This window comes from Streptomyces novaecaesareae (assembly GCF_000716875.1).
Classification (GTDB): domain Bacteria; phylum Actinomycetota; class Actinomycetes; order Streptomycetales; family Streptomycetaceae; genus Kitasatospora; species Kitasatospora novaecaesareae.
Genome location: NZ_JNWQ01000001.1, coordinates 116,977 through 136,631 on the forward strand (window position 1 = coordinate 116,977; position 19,655 = coordinate 136,631).

Consider the following 19,655-nt stretch of genomic DNA (forward strand, 5'->3'; position numbering starts at 1 on the left):
TCATGGCCACAGATCAGGGACCCGGCGTCTCCCCCGCCGCTCCGGTCGTCACTGTCGCCGGTCCGCGCGTCCACCGGGCGGAGGAGGTGCTCACTCCGGAGGCGATCGCCTTCGTCGTCGGCCTCCATCGCGCGTTCGAGGGCCGCCGGCAGGAACTCCTGGCCCGGAGGAAGGTCCGCCGTGCCGGGATCGCGGAGACCGGCACGCTGGACTTCCTCCCCGAGACCGCGCAGATCCGGGCCGGGGACTGGAAGGTCGCCGAAGCGCCCCGCGCCCTCCAGGACCGCCGGGTCGAGATCACCGGCCCGACCGACCGCAAGATGGTCATCAACGCCCTCAACTCCGGGGCGAGGATCTGGCTCGCCGACTTCGAGGACGCCACCTCCCCGACCTGGGAGAACGTGGTCAGCGGCCAGATCAACCTGATCGACGCCTTCGAGGGCCGGATCGACTTCACCACCCCCGCCGGCAAGGCGTACGCCCTCAAGCCCGCCGCCGAACTCGCCACCGTCGTGGTCCGCCCGCGCGGCTGGCACCTGGACGAGAACCACCTGCTGGTCGACGGCACCCCGGTGGCCGGCGCCTTCCTCGACTTCGGCCTGTACTTCTTCCACAACGCCGCCCGGCTGCTCGCCAAGGGCGCCGCGGACCCCAACTCCGGGCCGTACTTCTACCTGCCGAAGACCGAGAGCCACCTCGAAGCCCGGCTCTGGAACGACGTGTTCACCCACGCCCAGGCCGCACTCGGCATCCCGCACGGCACCGTCCGCGCCACCGTCCTGATCGAGACCATCACCGCCGCCTTCGAGATGGACGAGATCCTCTACGAGCTGCGCGACCACGCGGCCGGCCTCAACGCCGGGCGCTGGGACTACCTGTTCTCGATCGTCAAGAACTTCCGCGACGCCGGCGAGCACTACATCCTGCCGGACCGCAACAGCGTCACCATGGCCTCACCGTTCATGGCCGCCTACACCCGCCTGCTGGTGCAGACCTGCCACAAGCGCGGTGCCCACGCCATCGGCGGCATGGCCGCGTTCATCCCCAGCCGCAAGGACCCCGAGGTCAACGCGGCCGCGCTGGAGAAGGTCAAGGCCGACAAGGACCGCGAGGCCGGCAACGGCTTCGACGGCTCCTGGGTCGCCCACCCGGACCTGGTGCCGGTCGCCCGGGCCTGCTTCGACGCCGTACTCGGCGAGCGGGCCAACCAGAAGGACAACCCCGGCCCGGCCGAGCCGGTCACCGCCGCCCAACTGCTCGACATCGCCGGCGCCGGCGGCACCTGCACCCACGCGGGGCTGCACAACGCCGTCCAGGTCGGCCTGCGGTACATCGAGGCCTGGCTGCGCGGGCTCGGCGCGGTCGGCATCTTCAACATGATGGAGGACGCCGCCACCGCCGAGATCTCCCGTTCGCAGATCTGGCAGTGGATCCACAACGGGGTCGTGCTGTCCGACACCGGCGAGAAGGCCACCGCCGAGCTGGTCCGCTCCCTCGTCGCCACGGAGCTGGCCGAACTCCTCGCCGAGCTGGGCGAGGAGGCCTACAACGCCGGCCGCTGGCGCGAGGCCGCCCGACTCTTCGAACAGGTCGCCCTGGCCGAGGAGTTCGCGGACTTCCTGACCCTCCCCGCGCTCCCCCTGCTGGGCTGAGCCCAATCTATCCGCCGGCGCCACCGCTGCCGCCTGCCAGGCTGTAGCACTGCGGCGGCCCGTTACTCCGTTCCGTACGGCGACGAATCCACCTGTCCTCTCGTCGCCGTGCGGAACGGTCTTTTTCCCATGAGGAGTTCACCCATGCCGCGCATCTTCTTCAACGGCCAGGCGATGGTCGGCGGTCCCTTCCACGCCAAGGTCGCCGACGCGCTGATCGGCCCGGTCAGGACCGCCCCCGGCTACCGCTTCTTCTCCATCGACCACAGTGGCGGGACGGACGTCTGCCCGGGGCTGCTGCCCGACCCGGGTGTCGACACCGCCATCGAGGGCGAGCTCTACGACATCAGCCTGGAGCGGCTGCGGGACGTCATCCTGCCCGGCGAGCCGCGCGAGCTGGAGCTGGGCGTGATCGAGCTGGAGGACGGCTCCGCGTGCCTCTCCATGCTGCTCGCCCGGGGCGAGGCCGAGCGCGGCGTGCACCGCGAGATCACCCACCACGGCGGCTGGCGCGCGTACCTGGCGACGATCGGGCGCTCGGCCTGAGCCGTCGCCCCGGAACACACTGCGGCCCCGAACCCTCGCCGTGGGTTCGGGGCCGCAGTCCGTGAGCCCTATCGGGCCCGCGGAGTCCGGGTGCGCACCGTCCCTGGGCGCTCCCGGAGTCCGGAGGGGTCGTCAGACCGGTCGGGCCGCCAGCTCGCGGGCGGCGCGGGCGCAGTCGCGCGCGATCCGGTCCTCGTTGACGGTGGTGAGCTGCCCCTTCTCGACCACCGCGTTGCCGTTGACGAACAGCACCGACAGCGGCGGCAGCGCGCCGAAGGTGAGGGCGGCGACCGGGTCGGCGATGGAGGAGTGCATGACCCCGTCGATCTTCCACAGCGCCAGGTCGGCGAGCTTGCCGACCTCGATGGAGCCGATCTCGTTCTGCCGGCCGAGCACCCGGGCGCCGCCCATGGTGCCCAGGCGCAGCGCCTGGCGCCCGGTCAGGGCGGTGGGGGAGCCGTGCAGCCGGTTGATCAGCAGGGCGTTGCGCAGCTCGGTGCCGAGCTCGCCGGACTCGTTGGAGGCGGTGCCGTCCACGCCGAGGCCGACCGGGACGCCGGCCCGGAGCATGTCGGGCACCCGGGCGATGCCGGCGGCCAGGCGGGCGTTGGAGGACGGGCAGTGGGCGACGCCGGTGCCGGTCTCGGCGAACTTGGCGATGTCGGAGTCGTTCATGTGGACGCAGTGCGCCATCCAGACGTCCTCGCCGAGCCAGCCCACCGACTCGAAGTAGTCGGTCGGGCCCATGCCGAACAGCTCCTTGCAGAACTGCTCCTCCTCGGCCGTCTCCGAGCCGTGGGTGTGCAGCCGTACGCCCTTGCGGCGGGCGAGTTCGGCGGACTGGCGGAGCAGGTCGGTGGAGACGGAGAAGGGCGAACAGGGCGCGATGGCGACGTGCAGCATCGAGCCGAACGAGGAGTCGTGGTAGGTGTCGACGGCGGCCTCGGAGGCGGCCAGGATGTCGTCGAGCTCCTCGACCGCGTGGTCCGGCGGCAGGCCGCCGTCCTGGAGCGGCAGCCGGCCACGGTGCCGGTGCTGGACATCCAGGAGTACGCGCTGGGCACGGTGTGCGCGGCGGTGCCGATCACGGCGGGCAGCACGGTCGGTTGCCTGGCGACCTCGATGCCGGTGGGCAACATCCACAAGCTGAAGGCCGCGGCCGAGCTGCTGGCGGCCCGGGCGGCGCCGCTGATGCTGGCGATGGCGGTCTGACCGTCGCGAATGGCGGGCCCCTCCGGATCTGGTCGATCCGGCGGGGCCCGCGTGTTTCCGCGGCCGTCTCCGGGTGCACATCACTTATTAGACTCGATGTCGATAAGAGAGGCCGGAACCCTTGTACCCTCCGCTACCCGCGAGTACGTTTCCCTGAGCCGAGCCGTCGCCCCCAGGTCAGGAGGGCCTGCCATGCCCCGCCCCACCCCCGTTCCCGCGCTCGCCGCCCCCGCTGCACGGGTGCACGACAGCCTCGTCCTGGAGCCGCGGGACGTCCGCTTCGACTGGGCCCAGCTGCCGCTGCACTGGGTGCCGGACGAGCCGATGGCCACCCACATCCTCAACGTGCTGCACCTCCTCCTCCCCGAGGGCGAGCGCTGGTTCGTCAAGGTCTTCAAGGAGGCCGTGCCGCTCATCCGGGACGAGCAGCTGCGCGAGGAGGTCCTCGGGTTCATCGGACAGGAGGCCGTCCACGCCGAGGCGCACCAGGAGGTCCTGGACCACCTGCTCGGCCAGGGGCTCGACCCGCGGCCGTACGTGCGCCAGGTCGCCTGGGTCTTCCAGCGCGTGCTCGGCGACCGGCCGTGGCTGACCCCAGCGAAGCGGCGCGAGGCCCTCATCGAGCGGGTCGCGGCCATCGCGGCGATCGAGCACTTCACCGCCTTCCTCGGCAACTGGATCCTCAACTCCCCGGGGCTGGACCGCGCCAAGGCCGACCCGACGATGCTCGACCTGCTGCGCTGGCACGGCGCCGAGGAGGTCGAACACCGCAGCGTCGCCTTCGACCTGCTGGTCCACCTGGACCCGGGATACGCCCGCCGGGTGCGCACCATGGCGATGGCCGGCCCGCTGCTGGTCCACCTCTGGGTGCGCGGCGTGCGCTTCCTGCTGGCCGCCGACCCGACCCTCGCCGGGCGGCTGCGCCCGAGCTGGCGCGAGGCGTACCGGATCACCAGGCGCGGCCTGCTGCCCGACCCGGTCGCGTCGTTCCGTTCCGGCCTGCGCTACCTGCGCCCCGGCTACCACCCCACCCAGGAGGGCTCCTCCAGTCAGGCGCTCGGCTATCTGGCCACCTCGCCGGCCGCCCGCGCGGCCGCAGGGCGCTGACAGCTTTCAGCCGACGGCTTTCAGATGACAGCTTTCAGCGAACAGCTTTCAGATGACAGATGACGTCATCTGTCATCTGAAAGCTGTCACCTGTCATCCGTTCGCCCTCCTCCCCACCCAAGGACCCCGCCGGATGGACCTGCTCACCCCGCCCCCCGACCTCTACGGCCGCCCCCGCCAGGACCGCTTCCTGCGCCGCCTCACCGCGATCCAGGACCGTTACGTGCAGGCCCTCGGCGGCCCCCTGCTGCGCCGCAACCCCCGCCGCCCGCTCAGCCGCCCCCTCCCGCCACTGCAGCTGGTCGTCACCACGCGCCGCCAACTCGCGGCCGACGTCATCGAGTTGCAGCTCGCCGACCCCTCCGGCGGCCCGCTGCCGGCCTGGCAGCCCGGCGCCCACCTGCGCCTCGTCCTGCCCTCCGGCCGCGAACGCCACTACTCCCTCAGCGGCGACCCGGCCGACCGCGCCGGCTACCGCATCGCCGTCCGGCGGCTGCCCGAGGGCGGCGGCGGGTCCGTCGAGGTCCACGACACCCTGCACCCCGGCGCCCGGCTCACCGCCCGCCGCCCGCGCAACGGCTTCGCCTTCTGCGCCGAGCCCGCCGTCCTCCTGCTGGCCGGCGGCATCGGGATCACCCCGCTGCTCCCGATGGCCCGCGAGGCGCAACGGCACGGCCTGGACTGGCGCCTGGTGCACGTCGGCCGCAGCGCCGACACCCTCCCGTACGCGGACGAGCTGCGCGCCCTCGACCCGCACCGCGTGGTGCTGCGCACCGACGACGAGCACGGCGGCGTCCCCACCGGCGCCGAACTGCTCGCCCACGCCCCGCGTGGCGCCGCCGTCTACTGCTGCGGCCCCGCCCCGATGCTCACCGCCGTGCAGCGGGCCCTGGACGGCGGCCCGGTGGGGGCCGGCGGGCCGGGCGCCTCCCTGCACTTCGAACGCTTCGGCGCCGCCCCGATCACCGACGGCGAGCCCTTCGCCGTCCGCCTCGGCGCCGACGGCCCCACGCTCGACGTGCCCGCCGACCGCTCCGCCCTGGACGTGCTGCGCGAGGCCCGCCCCGACCTCCCGTACTCCTGCCACCAGGGCTTCTGCGGCACCTGCGAGGTCCGCCTGCTGGCCGGCCCGCCCGACCACCGGGACCGCCGGCTCACCCCCGAGCAGCGCGCCGCCGGCTCCCTCCTGCCCTGCGTCTCCCGGGCCGCCGAGGGTGAGACCCTCGTGCTCGACGTCTAGAAGGAGTCCTCCGATGCCCCCGACGGCGACAGCGAACCCCGCCTTCCGCTACACCGAGCGCGACCTCGCCCGCTTCCGCGAGACCCAGCAACTCGCCTACCACTGCGCCGAAGAGGTCGCCGCCTGGATCGAACCCGGCGTCACCGAACGGCAGGCCACCGCCGAGCTGCGCCGCCGCCTGGTCGCCGCCGGGGTGCAGGACTTCTTCCACGTCCCCTTCGCCTGGTTCGGGGACCGGACGGCCTTCCGGCACTTCCACACCCCGCTGCAGTTCTTCGCCGGCAACCGCCGCCTGGAGGAGGGCATGCCGTACGTGCTGGACTGCGCGCCCGTCGTGGACGGCTACACCGCCGACATCGGCTTCGGCGGCAAGGTCGGCGAGAACCGGGTCTGGGACCGCCTCGCCGCCGACCTGCGGGTCTACCGCGAGCTGATCCTGGCCGAGGTGCGCGCCCGCAAGCCGCTCGACGAGGTGTACGCGGCCGTGGACGCCCAGCTCGCCGCGCACGGCTACGACAACCGCCACCAGGTCTACCCGGGCCGGGTGATCGGCCACCAGGTCACCCGCACTGTCGCCCGCGGACCGGCCGGGGTCAACGTCCTCGGCTTCGGCGTGCGCACCCTGCAGACCCTCGGCCGCGAGCTCATCTCCGAGCGTCTGCACGGCCGTTCACCGCTCTGGGCGGACGGCCGGTCGTCCCGCCACGCGCCCACCCCGGGCCTGTGGGCGGTCGAGCCGCACATCGGCTTCCGGGGTGTGGGCGTCAAGTTCGAGGAACTGCTGGTGGTGACCGAGGACGACGCGTACTGGCTCGACGACGACCTGCCGCACGTCCGCCGCTGGACCGCCACCACCGAGCAGGCAGCCGTCCCGACCGCAGAGACGACCCCGACCGCCGAGCCCACCGCCACCGCCGAGCCGACCGCCGCCCAGGAGGCCACCCGATGACGACCCCGACCCGCCGCCGGACCGTCCACTCCGGCGGCCTGCCGCTCGCCGTCTTCGAGCAGGGCGACCCGACCGCCCCCACCGTCCTGCTCGTCCACGGCTACCCCGACACCCACGCCGTCTGGGACGACATCGCCGCCGACCTCGCCCGCGACCACCACGTGGTCCGCTACGACGTGCGCGGCGCCGGCGAGTCCGGCGTCCCCGCGGATCGGGACGGCTACCGGCTGGAGCGGCTGGCCGAGGACCTGCTCGCCGTCGCCGACGCGGTCAGCCCGGACCGACCGGTCCACCTGCTCGCCCACGACTGGGGCTCGATCCAGTCCTGGGAGGCCGTCACCGCCCCCGGCGCCGAGCACCGGATCGCCTCGTACACCACGATGTCCGGCCCCAGCCTGGACCACATGGGGTTCTGGCTGCGCCACCGGCTGCGCCGCCCCACCCCGCGCCACCTCAAGCAGCTGCTGCACCAGGGCCTGCACTCCTGGTACATCACCGCCTTCCACCTGCCCTACCTCGGCCCCGGCGTCTGGCGCCTCGGCCTCGCCCGGGCCTGGCCGCGGGTGCTGCGCGACCTGGAGCACGTCACCCCGCGCGCCGACCACCCGCAGCGCAGCCTGCGCCGCGACGCGATCCGCGGCATCGAGCTGTACCGGGCCAACTTCCGCCCCACCATGGGCAGTCCGCGCGAGCGGACGACCCTGGTGCCGGTCCAGCTGATCACCCTCACCCGGGACCGCTACGTCGGCACCTACCTCTCCGACGGCCTGGAGCGCTGGGTGCCCGAGCTGACCCGCCGGACGCTGCACGCCGGCCACTGGTCGGCGCTGCTGGAGAAGGGGGCCACCGTGGCGGGCATGGTCCGCGAGTTCACCAGCCGCGTCGAGACTGCCCGTACCGAGACCGGGCACACCGGTGAAACCGCAGCCGACCGCCCGGCCCTGGACGACGGCCGGCTGGTGGTCGTCACCGGCGGCGGCAGCGGCATCGGCCGGGCCACCGCGCTCGCCTTCGCCGAGGAGGGCGCCAGGGTGGTGGTCTGCGACCTCGACCTCGCGGCCGCCGAGCGTACCGCCGAACTCGCCTCGCTGATCGGCCCGCCGGCGCACGCCTACCGGGTGGACGTCTCCGACGGCGCCGCGGTGGACGGGTTCGCGCAGACCGTCGCCGCCGAGCACGGGGTGCCCGACGTGATCGTCAACAACGCGGGCATCGGCCACTCCGGGACGTTCCTGCAGACCACCGAGAAGGAGTGGCAGCGCGTCCTGGACGTCAACCTCTGGGGCGTGATCCACGGCTGCCGCGCCTTCGGCACCCTGATGGCCGACCGCGGCCAGGGCGGCCACATCGTCAACGTCTCCTCCGCCGCCGCCTACCTGCCGTCCAAGGCGCTCACCGCCTACGCCACCAGCAAGGCCGCGGTGTTCATGCTCTCCGACTGCCTGCGCGCCGAGTTCGTCGGCCACGGCATCGGCGTCTCCACCATCTGCCCCGGCATCGTCAACACCAACATCACCCGCACCTCCACCTTCTCCGCCACCAGCGCCGACGAGCAGGCCGCCAAGCAGGCCCGCGCCGCCAAGCTCTACGCCCGCCGCGGCTTCCCCCCGGAGAAGGTCGCCACCGCGATCGTCTCCGCCGTCCGCACCGGCAAGCCCGTCGTCCCCGTCACCCCCGAGGCCAAGGCCGCCCGCTTCCTCTCCCGCCTCAGCCCCGCCCTGCTCCGCCTCGCCGCCCGCCTCAACGTCACCTGATCCGGTGAACGTCACCTGACCGGGCTACCGGGACCTGTGATATCAGCTAGGCATGCTCTTGATATCGCAGGTCCCGCTCTGCTTGCCGGAGACCGGCCATGGGCGAGCAGCCGTTACCGGCTGAGCCGGGACAGCCCTTCGCGCAGCTCGTCGGCGTTCATGCAGATGTGCAGTTGGACGTCGGCGCCGAGCTGGAGCCAGAACGGCTCGCAGGTGGTCACCACCGAGGACTCGTCCGGGACGTCGAGGACGAAGAGCATGGCCCGGCGGCCGTTGCGGGCGAAGAAGTATGCCGCCTCCGGCTTGAGTTGGCCCATGACCTGTTCCAGGGTCGGGCCGATCGAGCCGTCGGTGATGAGCTTGTTGGAGGTTTCGGTGTCGAGGGTGACTTCCAGCAGGGCGCGCATGGTCCCCGCTCCTTCCCCGGGCTCGGGGTGAGTCCGCAACTCCAGCGTCCCGCCGCCCCGGTGGCCATGCAACGCCACCCGCTCGGGGTCCGGTGAGTGGCAGGCCGCCGCGCCCCGGGCTGCACTGGTAACGCCATCGCCCGATGGAGACCAGTGGAGAGGAACCCCTTCATGGCAATCGTCGTCGTCTTCGACCTTCCCGGTGTGACCCAGGACCAGTACGACTCGGTGATCAAGGTCCTGACCGGCAACGTATTCGGCTTCAACGTGCAGTCCGACCTGCCCGTCAGCGGGATCGTGTCGCACGTGGCCGGTCCGACGGCCACCGGCTGGCACGTGACGGACGTGTGGGAGTCCCGGGACGCCTTCAACCGCTTCGCGGAGGTGCTGACGCCGATCCTCCAGGACGTCGGCATCCCGACCGACCCCCCGCCGCAGATCTTCGAGGCCCACCGCGTGGTGTGCTGACGCGCCGACGCGCTGATGTGGTGCCGCCGGTGCTGTGGTGAAGCGGTCACGCAGCGTGCGGTGAACGGCTCTCGGCAGGCTCCCCCGCAGCGGCGGACACGTCGCTGACGGGGACCTCGGTGACGGACACGTCGTGGTGGATCGGCCCGTCCCCGGCGCTCAGCGGCAGGCAGCTGCCGCCGCGCCGGTGGGCGATGATCTCGGCGGCGACCGAGACCGCCGTCTCCTCGGGGGTGCGGGAGCCCAGGTCGAGGCCGATGGGGGAGCGCAGCCGGGCCAGCTCGGTCTCGGTGAGTCCCGCGTCGCGCAGCTTGGCCTGGCGGTCCCGGTGGGTGCGGCGCGAGCCCATGGCGCCGACGTAGCCGACCGGCAGCCGCAGGGCGCGTTCCAGCAGCGGGATGTCGAACTTGGCGTCGTGGGTGAGCACGCAGAGCACGGTGCGTCCGTCGATCCGGTCGAGCTGGGAGTCCAGGTAGCGGTGCGGCCAGTCGACCACGACCTCGTCGGCCTCGGGGAAGCGGCGGGTGGTGGCGAAGACGGGCCGGGCGTCGCAGACGGTCACGTGGTAGCCGAGGAACGTGCCGATCCGCACCACCGCGGCCGCGAAGTCGATCGCCCCGAAGACCAGCATCCGCGGCGCGGGCACGTAGGACTCGACGAAGCAGGTGACGGTGCCCCGCTCGGGTTCGTCGCAGGGGCGCCCGTCCAGTCCGAGGACGAGCCGGCCGGTGCGTCCGGCGTCCAGCATCGCCCGGGCCTGCGCGACGATGGCCCGCTCCAGGCCGCCGACCACCGAGGGGGTCGGCGAGAGCGCCCCGGTGTGCCCGTCGGCGGTGACGGACAGGGCGGCCCCGAGCAGCCCGCCGGGCCCGGCGATCACCCGGGCGAGCGCCACCGGCGTGCCGGCGGCGATGTGCGCGATCCCGGCGTCCAGCCCGGCGTCGGCCCCGGGCACGACCGGCTGGACGAAGACGTCGAGGATCCCGCCGCAGGTCAGCCCGACCGCGAAGGCGTCCTCGTCGCTGAACCCGAAGCGCTCCAGCACCGGCTCGCCGCTCTCGATGGCGGCCTGGCACAGCTCGTACACCGCGCCCTCGACGCACCCGCCGGAGACGCTGCCGACGGCCTCCCCGTCCGTGTCCACGGCCAGGGCCGCCCCGGGGTCGCGCGGAGCGCTGCCGGAGACGCCGACCACGGTGGCCACGGCGAAGGAACGCCCGGCCGCGTGCCAGGCCTGCAGCTGCTCGGCGATGTCCTGCATGGCGGTGGCTCCTTACACGGTTTCGACAGTAGCGGGGACGCCGCCGTACGGGAAACGATCCCGTACGGCGGCGGTGCTTCGGGAGGGTCGTGCGGGACCGGCTAGTGCACGCCGAGCCAGGACTTGATCGGCGTGAGCGCGAAGTAGAGCACGAACACCCCGGTGAGGATCCACATCAGGACCCCGGGCTCGCGCCAGCGCCCGACCCCGGCCTTGATGACCGTGTACGAGATGACGCCGGCCGCGACGCCCGCGGTGATGCTGTAGGTGAACGGCATCAGCACGCAGGTGAGGAAGGCCGGGATGGCCACCTCGCGGTCGGACCAGTCGATGTGCCGGGCCTGGCTCATCATCATCGAGCCGATCACGACCAGGGCGGCGGAGGCCACCTCGACCGGGACGATGCCGGCGATCGGCGAGAAGAACAGCATCAGCGCGAAGAGTCCGCCGGTGACGGTGGAGGCGAGCCCGGTGCGGGCGCCGTCGCCGACGCCGGTCGCGGACTCGACGAAGACGGTCTGGCCGGAGGCGCCCGCCAGGCCGCCGACCGCGCCGCCGGCGCCGTCGATGAACAGCGCCTTGGACAGCCCGGGCATCCGGCCCTGCTTGTCGGCCAGTCCGGCCTCGGTGCCGACGCCGATGATGGTGGCCATCGCGTCGAAGAAGCCGGCCAGGACGAGGGTGAACACCGCGACCGAGGCGCTGATCGCGCCCATGCCCCGGCCGCCGAAGGCGCCGAACAGGTCGACGTGGCCGAACAGGCTGAAGTCGGGTGCCGAGACCGGGCTGCCGGGCCACACCGGGACGGAGTTCTTCCAGGCGGCGGCGGGTACGTGGGCCACCTGGTTGACGATCACCGCGAGCACGGTGCCGCCGGCGATGCCGATCAGGATGGCGCCGCGGATGCCGCGGGCCATCAGGACGAAGATCGCCAGCAGCGTGACGCAGAAGATCAGGACCGGCCAGCCGGCCAGTTCGCCGGTCGGGCCGAGCGACAGCGGGGTGGGGCCGCCGGTGTGCATGAAGCCGGCCTTGTAGAGGCCGATCACGGTGACGAAAAGGCCGATGCCGATGGTGATGGCGTGCTTGAGCGGCAGTGGGATGCCGTTCATGATCTTCTCGCGCAGTCCGGAGACGACCAGCAGCACGATCAGCAGGCCGTAGATCACGCACAGGCCCATGGCCTGGGCCCAGGTGGTGTGCGGGACGACGAGCGCGGAGACCGCTCCGGAGACCGAGAGGCCGGCGGCGAGGGCGAGCGGCACGTTGCCGACCACGCCCATCAGGATGGTGGTGACGGCGGCCGCCAGCGCGGTGGCGGTGGTCAGTGCGGCGTGGTCCAGCTTGACGCCGGTGACGTCCGCGCCGCTCAGGATGAGCGGGTTGAGCAGGATGATGTACGCCATCGCCATGAAGGTGGTGAGGCCACCACGCAGTTCGTTGGCGAGCGTCGATCCCCGGGCCGAGATCTTGAAGTAGGCGTCCAGCGCGCTCGTCGGGCGTGGGGCCGTGGACGACGGGTGGGTGTCGTCCGCGGTGGGTCTGTCTTCGGTGGTGCCGGGCTCCGTGGGGATCCTGGGCATGTCCACTCCCAAGTGTCAAAGGGGGTTGGGGTGGGCGAGCCGACCTGACTACCGGCGCATGAGCGGCATAGGGGGACGTATCGACTCACTGTGGGGGCACTCGAACAAGGGCAGTGCCGGCGGTGCTCTGAGGGTGGTGCGCACCGCTGCTGACCCCGGCGTGGGCAGGGCAGCGGAAGTGTGGGGGCGTGTGGGGGCGTGTGGGGGTGCCCCGGGGCGGCGGGGAAGACGGTCGCCGCCCCGGGGAAGCGCGAACTGCCTGGCTCAGCCGGGCTGTTCGGTGGTTCAGCCGGGCTGTTCGGTGGTCAGGTGCTCCGGCCGGACGGGGATCCGGTTGAGTGCGAGACCGGTGGCGTTGCGGATGGCGGCCACGATGGACGGCGTCGCCGAGACGGTCGGCGCCTCGCCGACCCCGCGCAGCCCGTACGGCGCGTGGGGGTCGGGCAGTTCGAGGATCTCCACCGGGATCGGCGGGGTGTCCAGGATGGTGGGGATCAGGTAGTCGGTGAAGGAGGCGTTGCGGACCTTGCCGTCCCGGACGATGATCTCCTCCATCACCGCCAGGCCGAGCGCCTGGGTGCAGCCGCCCTGGATCTGGCCGACCACGGAGAGCGGGTTGAGCGCCTTGCCGACGTCCTGGACTGCGGTGAGCTCGACCACCTTGACCAGGCCCAGCTCGACGTCCACGTCCACCACCGCGCGGTTGGCGCAGAAGGTGTACTGGACGTGGCCGAAGCCCTGGCCGGTCTCCTTGTCGAAGGCCTGGGTGGGCCGGTGGTGGTGCTCGCGGGTGAGGTCGATGGCCTCGTCGCCGAGCAGGTCCACCATCGGGACCAGCACGCCGGCGCTCTCCGAGACGACCTTGCCGCCGGCCAGCGTGATGTCCTTGTGGGTCCAGCCGTAGCGCCGGCGGCCCTTCTCGATCAGCTCCCGCCGGACGGCCTCGGCGGCCAGCTTCACCGCGCCGCCGGTCATGTACGTCTGCCGCGAGGCCGATGTCGAACCGGCCGACCCCACCTCGGTGTTGGCCGGGTGGATGGTGACCTGCTCGACGCCCAGCTCGGTGCGGGCGATCTGGGCGTGCACGGTGACGCCGCCCTGGCCGACCTCGGCCATCGCGGTGTGCACCATGGCGACCGGCTCGCCGCCGATCACCTCCAGCCGCACCCGGGCGGTGGAGTAGTCGTCGAAGCCCTCGGAGAAGCCGACGTTCTTGATGCCGACCGAGTAGCCGACGCCGCGCACGATCCCCTCGCCGTGCGAGGTGTTGGACAGCGCGCCCGGCAGCTGGCGCACGTCCAGGTGCTCGGTGTCCAGCGGCGGCGGCAGCGGCATCTCCTTGGCCCGCCGCAGCAGTTCGGCCACCGGCGCGGGCGAGTCGATCTGCTGGCCGGTGGGCATGAAGTCGCCCTCCGACATCGCGTTGAGCTGCCGCAACTCGACCGGGTCCATGCCCAGTTCGACGGCCAGCTTGTCCATCTGCGACTCGTAGCCGAACGCGGCCTGCACCGCGCCGAAGCCGCGCATCGCCCCGCAGGACGGGTTGTTGCTGTAGAGCGCGATGGCGTGCATGGCGACGTTCGGGATCACGTACGGGCCGTGGCCGAGCGAGGCCGCGTTGCCGACGACGGCCGGCGAGGCGGAGGCGTAGGCGCCGCCGTCCAGCACGATCCGGCAGTCGGCGAAGACCAGCTTGCCGTCGCGGGTGGCGCCGTGCTCGTAGTGCATCTTCGCCGGGTGGCGGTGCACGTGGCCGTAGAAGGACTCGTCCCGGGAGTAGACGATCTTGACCGGCTTGCCGGTGTGCTGGGCCAGCAGGCAGGCGTGGATCTGCATCGAGATGTCCTCGCGGCCGCCGAAGGCCCCGCCGACGCCGGCCAGGGTCAGCCGGACCTTCTCCTCGGGCAGGTCGAGCACCGGAGCCATCTGCTCGCGGTCCACGTGCAGCCACTGGGTGGCGATGTAGAGGTCGATGCCGCCGTCCTCGGCGGGCACGGCGAGGCCGGACTCGGGGCCGAGGAAGGCCTGGTCCTGCATGCCGACCTCGTAGTCGCCGCTGACGATGACGTCCGCCAGCGCCCGCACCTCGTCCGTCACGCCGCGGCCGGAGACCAGCCTCTGCTCGTGGCAGATGTTGCCGTACGCGTGCGACTTGTACTCGTGCGGCTCGTGGACGTAGCCGTACGTCTCCGGGTCGAGGCACTGCTCCTCGGTGACGATCGGGGTGAGCACCTCGTACTCGACCGCGATCTTCTTCACCGCGCGGCGGGCCGTTTCCGGGTGGTCGGCGGCGACCAGCGCGATCGCCTCGCCGTGGTACCGGATCTTGTCGATGGCCAGGGCCGGCTGGTCCTGGATCTCCAGGCCGTAGTACTTCGAGCCGGGGATGTCCTCGTGCGTGAGCACCGCGTAGACGCCGGGCACCTTGAGCGCCTCGGAGATGTCCACCGAGAGGATGTTGGCGCGGGGGTGCGGCGAGCGCAGCGCCATACCCCACAGCATGTCCTCGTGCCACAGGTCCGAGGAGTAGGCGAACTCGCCCTTGACCTTCAGGTTGCCGTCCGGGCGCAGCGGCGAGCCGCCGATGCCGTCCTTGGACGCCTGGTTGATGTTCTGCAGGTTCTTCTGGCCCTGGATGGTCCGAGTGCTCATTCCGCAGCCTTCCCGGCGCACTTGCGGGCCGACGCCAGCCGCACCGCGTCCATGATCTTCTCGTAGCCGGTGCAGCGGCACAGGTTGCCGGACAGCGCCTCGCGGATGTCGTTGTCGCTGGGCTGGGCGTCCTGCTCCAGCAGGGCGTCGGTCTGCACCAGCAGGCCGGGGGTGCAGAAGCCGCACTGGACGGCGCCGGCGTCGATGAACGCCTGCTGGACCAGGCCCAGCTCGCCGTCCTCCCCGCTCAGGCCCTCGACCGTACGGACCTCGCGGTCCTGCACCTGGCCGGCCGCGACCAGGCAGGAGCAGACCGGGACGCCGTCCAGGTAGACCGTGCAGGAACCGCATTCGCCCTGCTCACAGGCGTTCTTCGAACCCGGCAGGCCGACCCGCTCGCGCAGCACGTAGAGCAGGCTCTCGCCCTCCCACACGTCGTCGGCCTCGACCGGCTTGCCGTTGGCGGTGAAAGTGACCCTCATGCCGCGCTCCTGATCTGCTTGCTGTAGTCGTTCCAACACCAGGTGAGGGTCCGGCGGGCCATCACGGCCAGGGAGTGGCGCCGGTACTCGGCGGTGCCCCGGACGTCGTCGATCGGCGAGGCCGCGGCCTTCACCAGCTCGCCGAAGCGCCGGACCACCTCGGCGCCCAGCAGCTCGCCGGACTCCCAGAGCCCGCGCTCGGCGAGCACGCCCTGCAGGTACTCCTCGGCCTCGACGGCGCGGCGCGGCGTGGGGGCGGCCGAACCGATGCCGGTGCCGACGGTTCCGTTCTTCGGGTGGAGGGCGAAGCCGAACGCGCAGACCGCGATCACCATCGCGTTGCGGGTGCCGATCTTCGAGAACTGCTGCGGGCCGTCCGCCACCGGGATGTGCACCGCCCGGATCAGCTCGTCGGCCTCCAGGCTGTTGCGCTTCACCCCGACGTAGAACTCGTCGATCGGGATCATCCGGGTGCCGCGCACCGAGGCCGCCTCCACGAACACGTCCCGCCCGGCCGCCAGCAGCGCGGGGTGGGCGTCACCGGCCGGGGAGGCGCCGCCGAGGTTGCCGCCGACGCCGCCGCGGTTGCGGATCTGCGGCGAGCCGACGGTGTGCGCCGCCAGGGCGAGCCCGGGCAGCGGCCCGGACAGCTCGTCGATGATCCGGCTGTACGGGACCGAGGCGCCGAGCTTGACGACGCTGCCGTCGTTGGACCATTCGGTGAGCTCGGTGATGCGGTTCAGGTCGAGAATCGCGGATGGCCGGTGCACGTCGAAGTTCATCTCGACCATGACGTCCGTACCGCCCGAGATGGGCAGCGCGGTTGGGTACTCAGCCTTCGCCGCGAGTGCCTCGTCCCAGGTGGCGGGCCGAAGGAACTCCATGCGGGTGTCTCCTCAAGTCGTCGCCCGCCGGGTGTCCGGCGGCGTGTCGCCCAGTGAACTCCTGTGACGCGGCCCACTGGCAGTCACCGATGGCATGAAGCCCCGGCTGTGGTCGCGCCCGGCATCCTGTACGTTCCTCTAAGGAGCAGAATGCCGCAGTCCAGGTGTTCGCGGAGTGCCACCTACGACCGTAATCCGGCCGTGACGGACGGGCTACGGGCCCGTAATCCGGCCGCCCGCTGGTACGTAACGCCGAGCACGTATGTTCGGGCACACTGTGTCCCCCGGACCGAAGGCCCGACCGAAGGCCCCGACCGAACGCCCGGCCCCCATTCCCTCCTCATTCCCTCCCCAGCCCCGATCCAGCCCCGATCCAGTCCCCCCAGAAGGAGTCCGCGGATGCGCGTCCGTGACCTGCTCGCCCCCGGCGCCCCGCGACTGCGCCTGCTCGCGGCCGAGGAAGAGCTGGACCGGCAGGTCAGCGGCGTGATGACCACGGACCTGCAGGACCCGGGCCGCTACCTGCACGGCGGCGAACTGGTGCTCACCGGGATGCTCTGGCGCACCGTTCCGGCCGACTCCGAACGCTTCGTGCGGACCCTCGCGGCCGGCGGCGCGGTCGCCCTGGCGGCGGGCGAGGCCGAGGTCGGCCCGGTGCCCGCGGACCTGGTCGAGGCCTGTCGCCGGCACCGGATGCCGCTGCTGGCCGTCCCCGACGACATCGCCTTCGGCACCGTCACCGAGTTCATCGGCCGGCAGGTCTCCGCCGACCGCGCCGCCGACCTCGCCGCCCTGGTCGACCGGCACCGCCTGCTGGTCTCCGCCGCCGGCGGCGGCGGGCTGGACGCGGTGCTGGACCTGCTCGGCGGCGACCTCGACCTGGACTGCTGGGTGCTCGCCCCCACCGGCGCGGTGATCGCCGGCCCCGCCGACCGGCTCTCCGCGGAGGACCGCGACCAGCTGGTCCGCGCCCACCTCGCCGCCCAGCGCCAGCGCCGCCGCCCCCCGCACCGGGCCCGCTTGGCGGCCGGCTCCTACTCGCTGCTGCCCGCCGCGGCCTCCGCCGAGCACGAGATGCCGCTCGCCGACTGGATGCTCGCGGTCGCCGGCGACATCACCGAGTGGACCACCAAGCGCCAGCAGCTCGCCGAGAACCTGGCCCGTCTGGTCGCCGCCGAGCGCCACCGCCGCGACGAGGGCCGCCGGCTGCGCCGCCGCCTCGCCGACGAGGTGCTCGCCCTGCTGCGCCGCGACGCCGACCCGGCCGAGATCAGCCGCACCCTGTACGCCTCCTCGGCGATGGCCGCCCGCTACGAGAGCCACGAGCCCAAGTCCCAGCCGGAGGAGGGTTCCTGGCTGGTGCTCAGCGCCGAGGGCACCGGCCTGGCCGAGGGCACCGTCCGGGCCGTCCTGGAGGAGGCGCTCGGCTCCGTCGGCGAACGGGCCCTGGTCGCCGGGACGGGCACCGGCGCCGTCGTGGTGCTGTCCGCCCTGGACAGCCCGGTGCCCGCCGACGCCCTGCGCGACCTGCTCGCCCCGCTGGAGGCCGGGCTCGGCTCCGAGGGCCGGATCACCCTCGGCGTCTCCGCCCCCGCCTCCGAGGCGGGCGGCCTGCGCGGCGCCCTGGAGGAGGCCCGGCACGCCCGCCGGATCGCCGGCTCCCGGGTCGGCCGGGTCTGCGTCGCCGGCCCCGAGGAGCTCGCCTCGCACGTGCTGCTGCTGGCCGCCGTCCCGGACGAGGTCCGCCGGGCCTTCCGCAGCCGGCTGCTGGACAAGGTGATCGCGTACGACATCGAGCACCAGGCGGACCTGGTCCGCACCCTGGAGGCCTTCCTGCGCTCGGACGGCTCCTGGACCCGCTGCGCCGCGCAGCTGCACGTCCACGTCAACACCCTGCGGTACCGGATCGGCCGGATCGAGGAGCTGACCGGGCGTGACCTCTCCCGGCTGGAGGACCGGGTGGACTTCTACCTGGCGCTGGAACTGGCCTGACGGGACGACGACGGGGGCCCGCCGCGATGGTGATCGCGGCGGGCCCCCGTCGTACGGCCGTGCGCTACTGCGCCGGGATGATCGAGGTCAGCCAGGTGAAGGCGCCCGGCACCATCCGCTTCCACATGTCGGTGGTGTGCGGGCCGGTGCCCTCCTCCACCTGGACGGTGGTCGGGGCCTTGGCCGCGGCGCGGATCGCCTCGCCGTCCTCGTAGCCGTCGCCCTTGGCGCCGCTGATGAGCATGGCGACCTTCGGCGGCTGCTGGGCGGCCTTCAGGATGTTGACCGGGTTGTTGGCCTCGCGCAGCTTCGGGTCCTTGCCGACCAGCGAGTCCTTCTCGGTCGCGGGGTCGTTGTAGCCGGACATCGCGATGGCGGCCCGGTACCGGTTCGGGTGGGCCAGCGACAGCTTGGCCGCGCAGTGCGCGCCGGCCGAGTAGCCGGCGATCGCCCAGCGGTCCGAGGACGGGTCGGCGCGGAAGTTGTCCAGCACCATCTGCGGGACGTCCCGGGTGATCCAGGCGTCGGCGTTGATCTTGCCGGGGATGTCGGTGCAGCCCGCGTCCTGGCTGCTGCCGAGCAGCAGGGTGCGCGGCGAGACCAGGATGAACGGGGCGACCTTGCCCTGCTGCATCAGCGGCTTGAGCTGCTCGGAGACCTTGAGCGTGCCGTACCAGGTGGAGGACGAGCCCGGGAAGCCCGGGATCAGCTCGACCACGGGGAACTTCTTGTCCTTGTACGCCGGGTCGTTGTACTGCGGCGGCAGCCAGACCAGCACCTCGCCGTCGACGCCGGACACCTGGCCCTTGAGATCGGTCTTCTGCACGTCATTGGGGACGGCCGGGTCGTTCACGCCGCCGAAGCTCTGCTTGACCTTCGGGAGCTCCTTGGCCGCGTCGCTGCCCGGGCCCCCGCCGCCGGCCGCGTCCGTCGTCGGCACCGGCGGCACCGCGCGGACGTGGTTGCCGGTGCCGAGCAGGTCGTCCCAGTTGCCGTAGATCAGGTTGGCGTTGTTGACCATCACGAAGACCATCAGGACGGCCGTGACCTGGCAGAACATGATCATGACGATCCGGGTGAGGGTCTTCACCGGCTGCGGGCCGCCGACCTTCCCCCAGAACAGCAACGCCACTGTGATGGACACCGGCACAAGGATGACGGTGAGGAGGAGGAATGGCGTACCTGTCAGTTCCATCGAGTTCTCGTATCCGGGTCGCTCGCCGCCCGGGCCCCAGTCGCCCGAACGCACGTCAATGGCATCAGACGGCCGATGACGGATGATCGGTTGCCGTCCGATTCTGTGCGGAACCTGAGAGGAACATCACGTCCCCGTGATGCACCCCTTTCGGATCGGCGCCTAGTCTGTCACCCGGACGGAGGTCGTCCGGACCAGATGTTCAGCGAACTTCCAGGAAAGGTCCCCCGCGGCAGCTTACCTCCCGCGCCGTTCACGCCGCTGGGCGAGG

At 72.3% G+C, this 19,655-nt stretch carries 15 protein-coding genes and 2 pseudogenes; 9 read left to right on the forward strand and 8 right to left on the reverse strand.

The features are described 5' to 3' along the window. Positions 1–2: 2 nt before the first annotated feature. Positions 3–1,652, forward strand: a complete 1,650-nt coding sequence (gene aceB / locus OP86_RS00520) for a malate synthase A (RefSeq protein ID WP_030056412.1) — start codon at positions 3–5, stop codon at positions 1,650–1,652. A gap of 144 nt (positions 1,653–1,796) precedes the next feature. Further along, on the forward strand, positions 1,797–2,198 hold the full coding sequence (locus OP86_RS00525; RefSeq protein ID WP_030056413.1) for an allophanate hydrolase-related protein: 402 nt from the start codon (positions 1,797–1,799) through the stop codon (positions 2,196–2,198). A gap of 132 nt (positions 2,199–2,330) precedes the next feature. On the opposite strand, the pseudogene OP86_RS00530 reads toward OP86_RS00525, so the two are convergent. Next, positions 2,331–3,206 (reverse strand): annotated as a pseudogene (locus OP86_RS00530) (amidohydrolase family protein); the annotation flags it as partial. Here OP86_RS00530 and OP86_RS34425 point away from each other — a divergent pair. From OP86_RS34425 to OP86_RS00550, 5 genes and pseudogenes are all read left to right on the forward strand, one after another. Next, a pseudogene (locus OP86_RS34425) lies at positions 3,204–3,410 on the forward strand (IclR family transcriptional regulator); the annotation flags it as partial. The pseudogenes OP86_RS00530 and OP86_RS34425 sit on opposite strands and share 3 nt — an antisense overlap. Positions 3,411–3,602: 192 nt before the next feature. Next, the gene (locus tag OP86_RS00535; RefSeq protein WP_030056415.1) at positions 3,603–4,517 is read left to right on the forward strand and encodes a metal-dependent hydrolase; all 915 of its coding nucleotides are present in this window, start codon (positions 3,603–3,605) and stop codon (positions 4,515–4,517) included. Between the two features lie 133 nt (positions 4,518–4,650). Then, positions 4,651–5,757 carry a PDR/VanB family oxidoreductase gene (locus OP86_RS00540; protein ID WP_030056416.1) on the forward strand — a complete coding sequence of 369 codons (1,107 nt, stop codon included), beginning with the start codon at positions 4,651–4,653 and terminating at the stop codon, positions 5,755–5,757. Between the two features lie 13 nt (positions 5,758–5,770). After that, entirely contained in the window at positions 5,771–6,706 is a 936-nt protein-coding gene (locus tag OP86_RS00545) for a M24 family metallopeptidase (RefSeq protein ID WP_051829502.1), read from the forward strand. Further along, the gene (locus OP86_RS00550) at positions 6,703–8,460 is read left to right on the forward strand and encodes an SDR family oxidoreductase (RefSeq protein WP_030056418.1); all 1,758 of its coding nucleotides are present in this window, start codon (positions 6,703–6,705) and stop codon (positions 8,458–8,460) included. The genes OP86_RS00545 and OP86_RS00550 overlap by 4 nt, the downstream gene beginning before the upstream one ends. 113 nt (positions 8,461–8,573) lie before the next feature. Here OP86_RS00550 and OP86_RS00555 read toward each other — a convergent pair whose 3' ends face one another. Next, positions 8,574–8,867: a hypothetical protein gene (locus tag OP86_RS00555; protein ID WP_030056419.1), complete on the reverse strand. Its 294-nt coding sequence runs from the start codon at positions 8,865–8,867 to the stop codon at positions 8,574–8,576. A gap of 171 nt (positions 8,868–9,038) precedes the next feature. Here OP86_RS00555 and OP86_RS00560 point away from each other — a divergent pair, with 171 nt between their 5' ends. Beyond that, a complete protein-coding gene (locus tag OP86_RS00560) occupies positions 9,039–9,335 on the forward strand; it encodes a hypothetical protein (protein WP_030056420.1) in 297 nt (98 codons plus the stop codon). A 46-nt stretch (positions 9,336–9,381) separates the two neighbouring features. On the opposite strand, the gene OP86_RS00565 is transcribed toward OP86_RS00560, so the two are convergent. From OP86_RS00565 to OP86_RS00585, 5 genes are all read right to left on the reverse strand, one after another. Beyond that, the gene (locus OP86_RS00565; protein ID WP_051829503.1) at positions 9,382–10,596 is read right to left on the reverse strand and encodes an XdhC family protein; all 1,215 of its coding nucleotides are present in this window, start codon (positions 10,594–10,596) and stop codon (positions 9,382–9,384) included. 101 nt (positions 10,597–10,697) lie between these two features. Next, a complete protein-coding gene (locus tag OP86_RS00570) occupies positions 10,698–12,179 on the reverse strand; it encodes an NCS2 family permease (RefSeq protein WP_030056422.1) in 1,482 nt (493 codons plus the stop codon). 285 nt (positions 12,180–12,464) lie between these two features. After that, positions 12,465–14,831, reverse strand: coding sequence for a xanthine dehydrogenase subunit D (pucD, locus tag OP86_RS00575; RefSeq protein WP_051829504.1), 2,367 nt, complete (start codon positions 14,829–14,831; stop codon positions 12,465–12,467). After that, a complete protein-coding gene (locus tag OP86_RS00580; RefSeq protein ID WP_030056423.1) occupies positions 14,828–15,313 on the reverse strand; it encodes a (2Fe-2S)-binding protein in 486 nt (161 codons plus the stop codon). Before OP86_RS00580 ends, pucD begins: the two co-directional genes overlap by 4 nt. Next, positions 15,310–16,197, reverse strand: a complete 888-nt coding sequence (locus OP86_RS00585) for an FAD binding domain-containing protein (RefSeq protein WP_030056424.1) — start codon at positions 16,195–16,197, stop codon at positions 15,310–15,312. The genes OP86_RS00580 and OP86_RS00585 overlap by 4 nt, the downstream gene beginning before the upstream one ends. 399 nt (positions 16,198–16,596) lie before the next feature. On the opposite strand from OP86_RS00585, the gene OP86_RS00590 reads away from it, so the two are divergent. Then, positions 16,597–18,189 carry a PucR family transcriptional regulator gene (locus OP86_RS00590; protein ID WP_030056425.1) on the forward strand — a complete coding sequence of 531 codons (1,593 nt, stop codon included), beginning with the start codon at positions 16,597–16,599 and terminating at the stop codon, positions 18,187–18,189. A 64-nt stretch (positions 18,190–18,253) separates the two neighbouring features. Here OP86_RS00590 and OP86_RS00595 read toward each other — a convergent pair whose 3' ends face one another. Then, positions 18,254–19,333, reverse strand: coding sequence for an alpha/beta hydrolase (locus OP86_RS00595; protein WP_234434721.1), 1,080 nt, complete (start codon positions 19,331–19,333; stop codon positions 18,254–18,256). Positions 19,334–19,655: the final 322 nt, after the last annotated feature.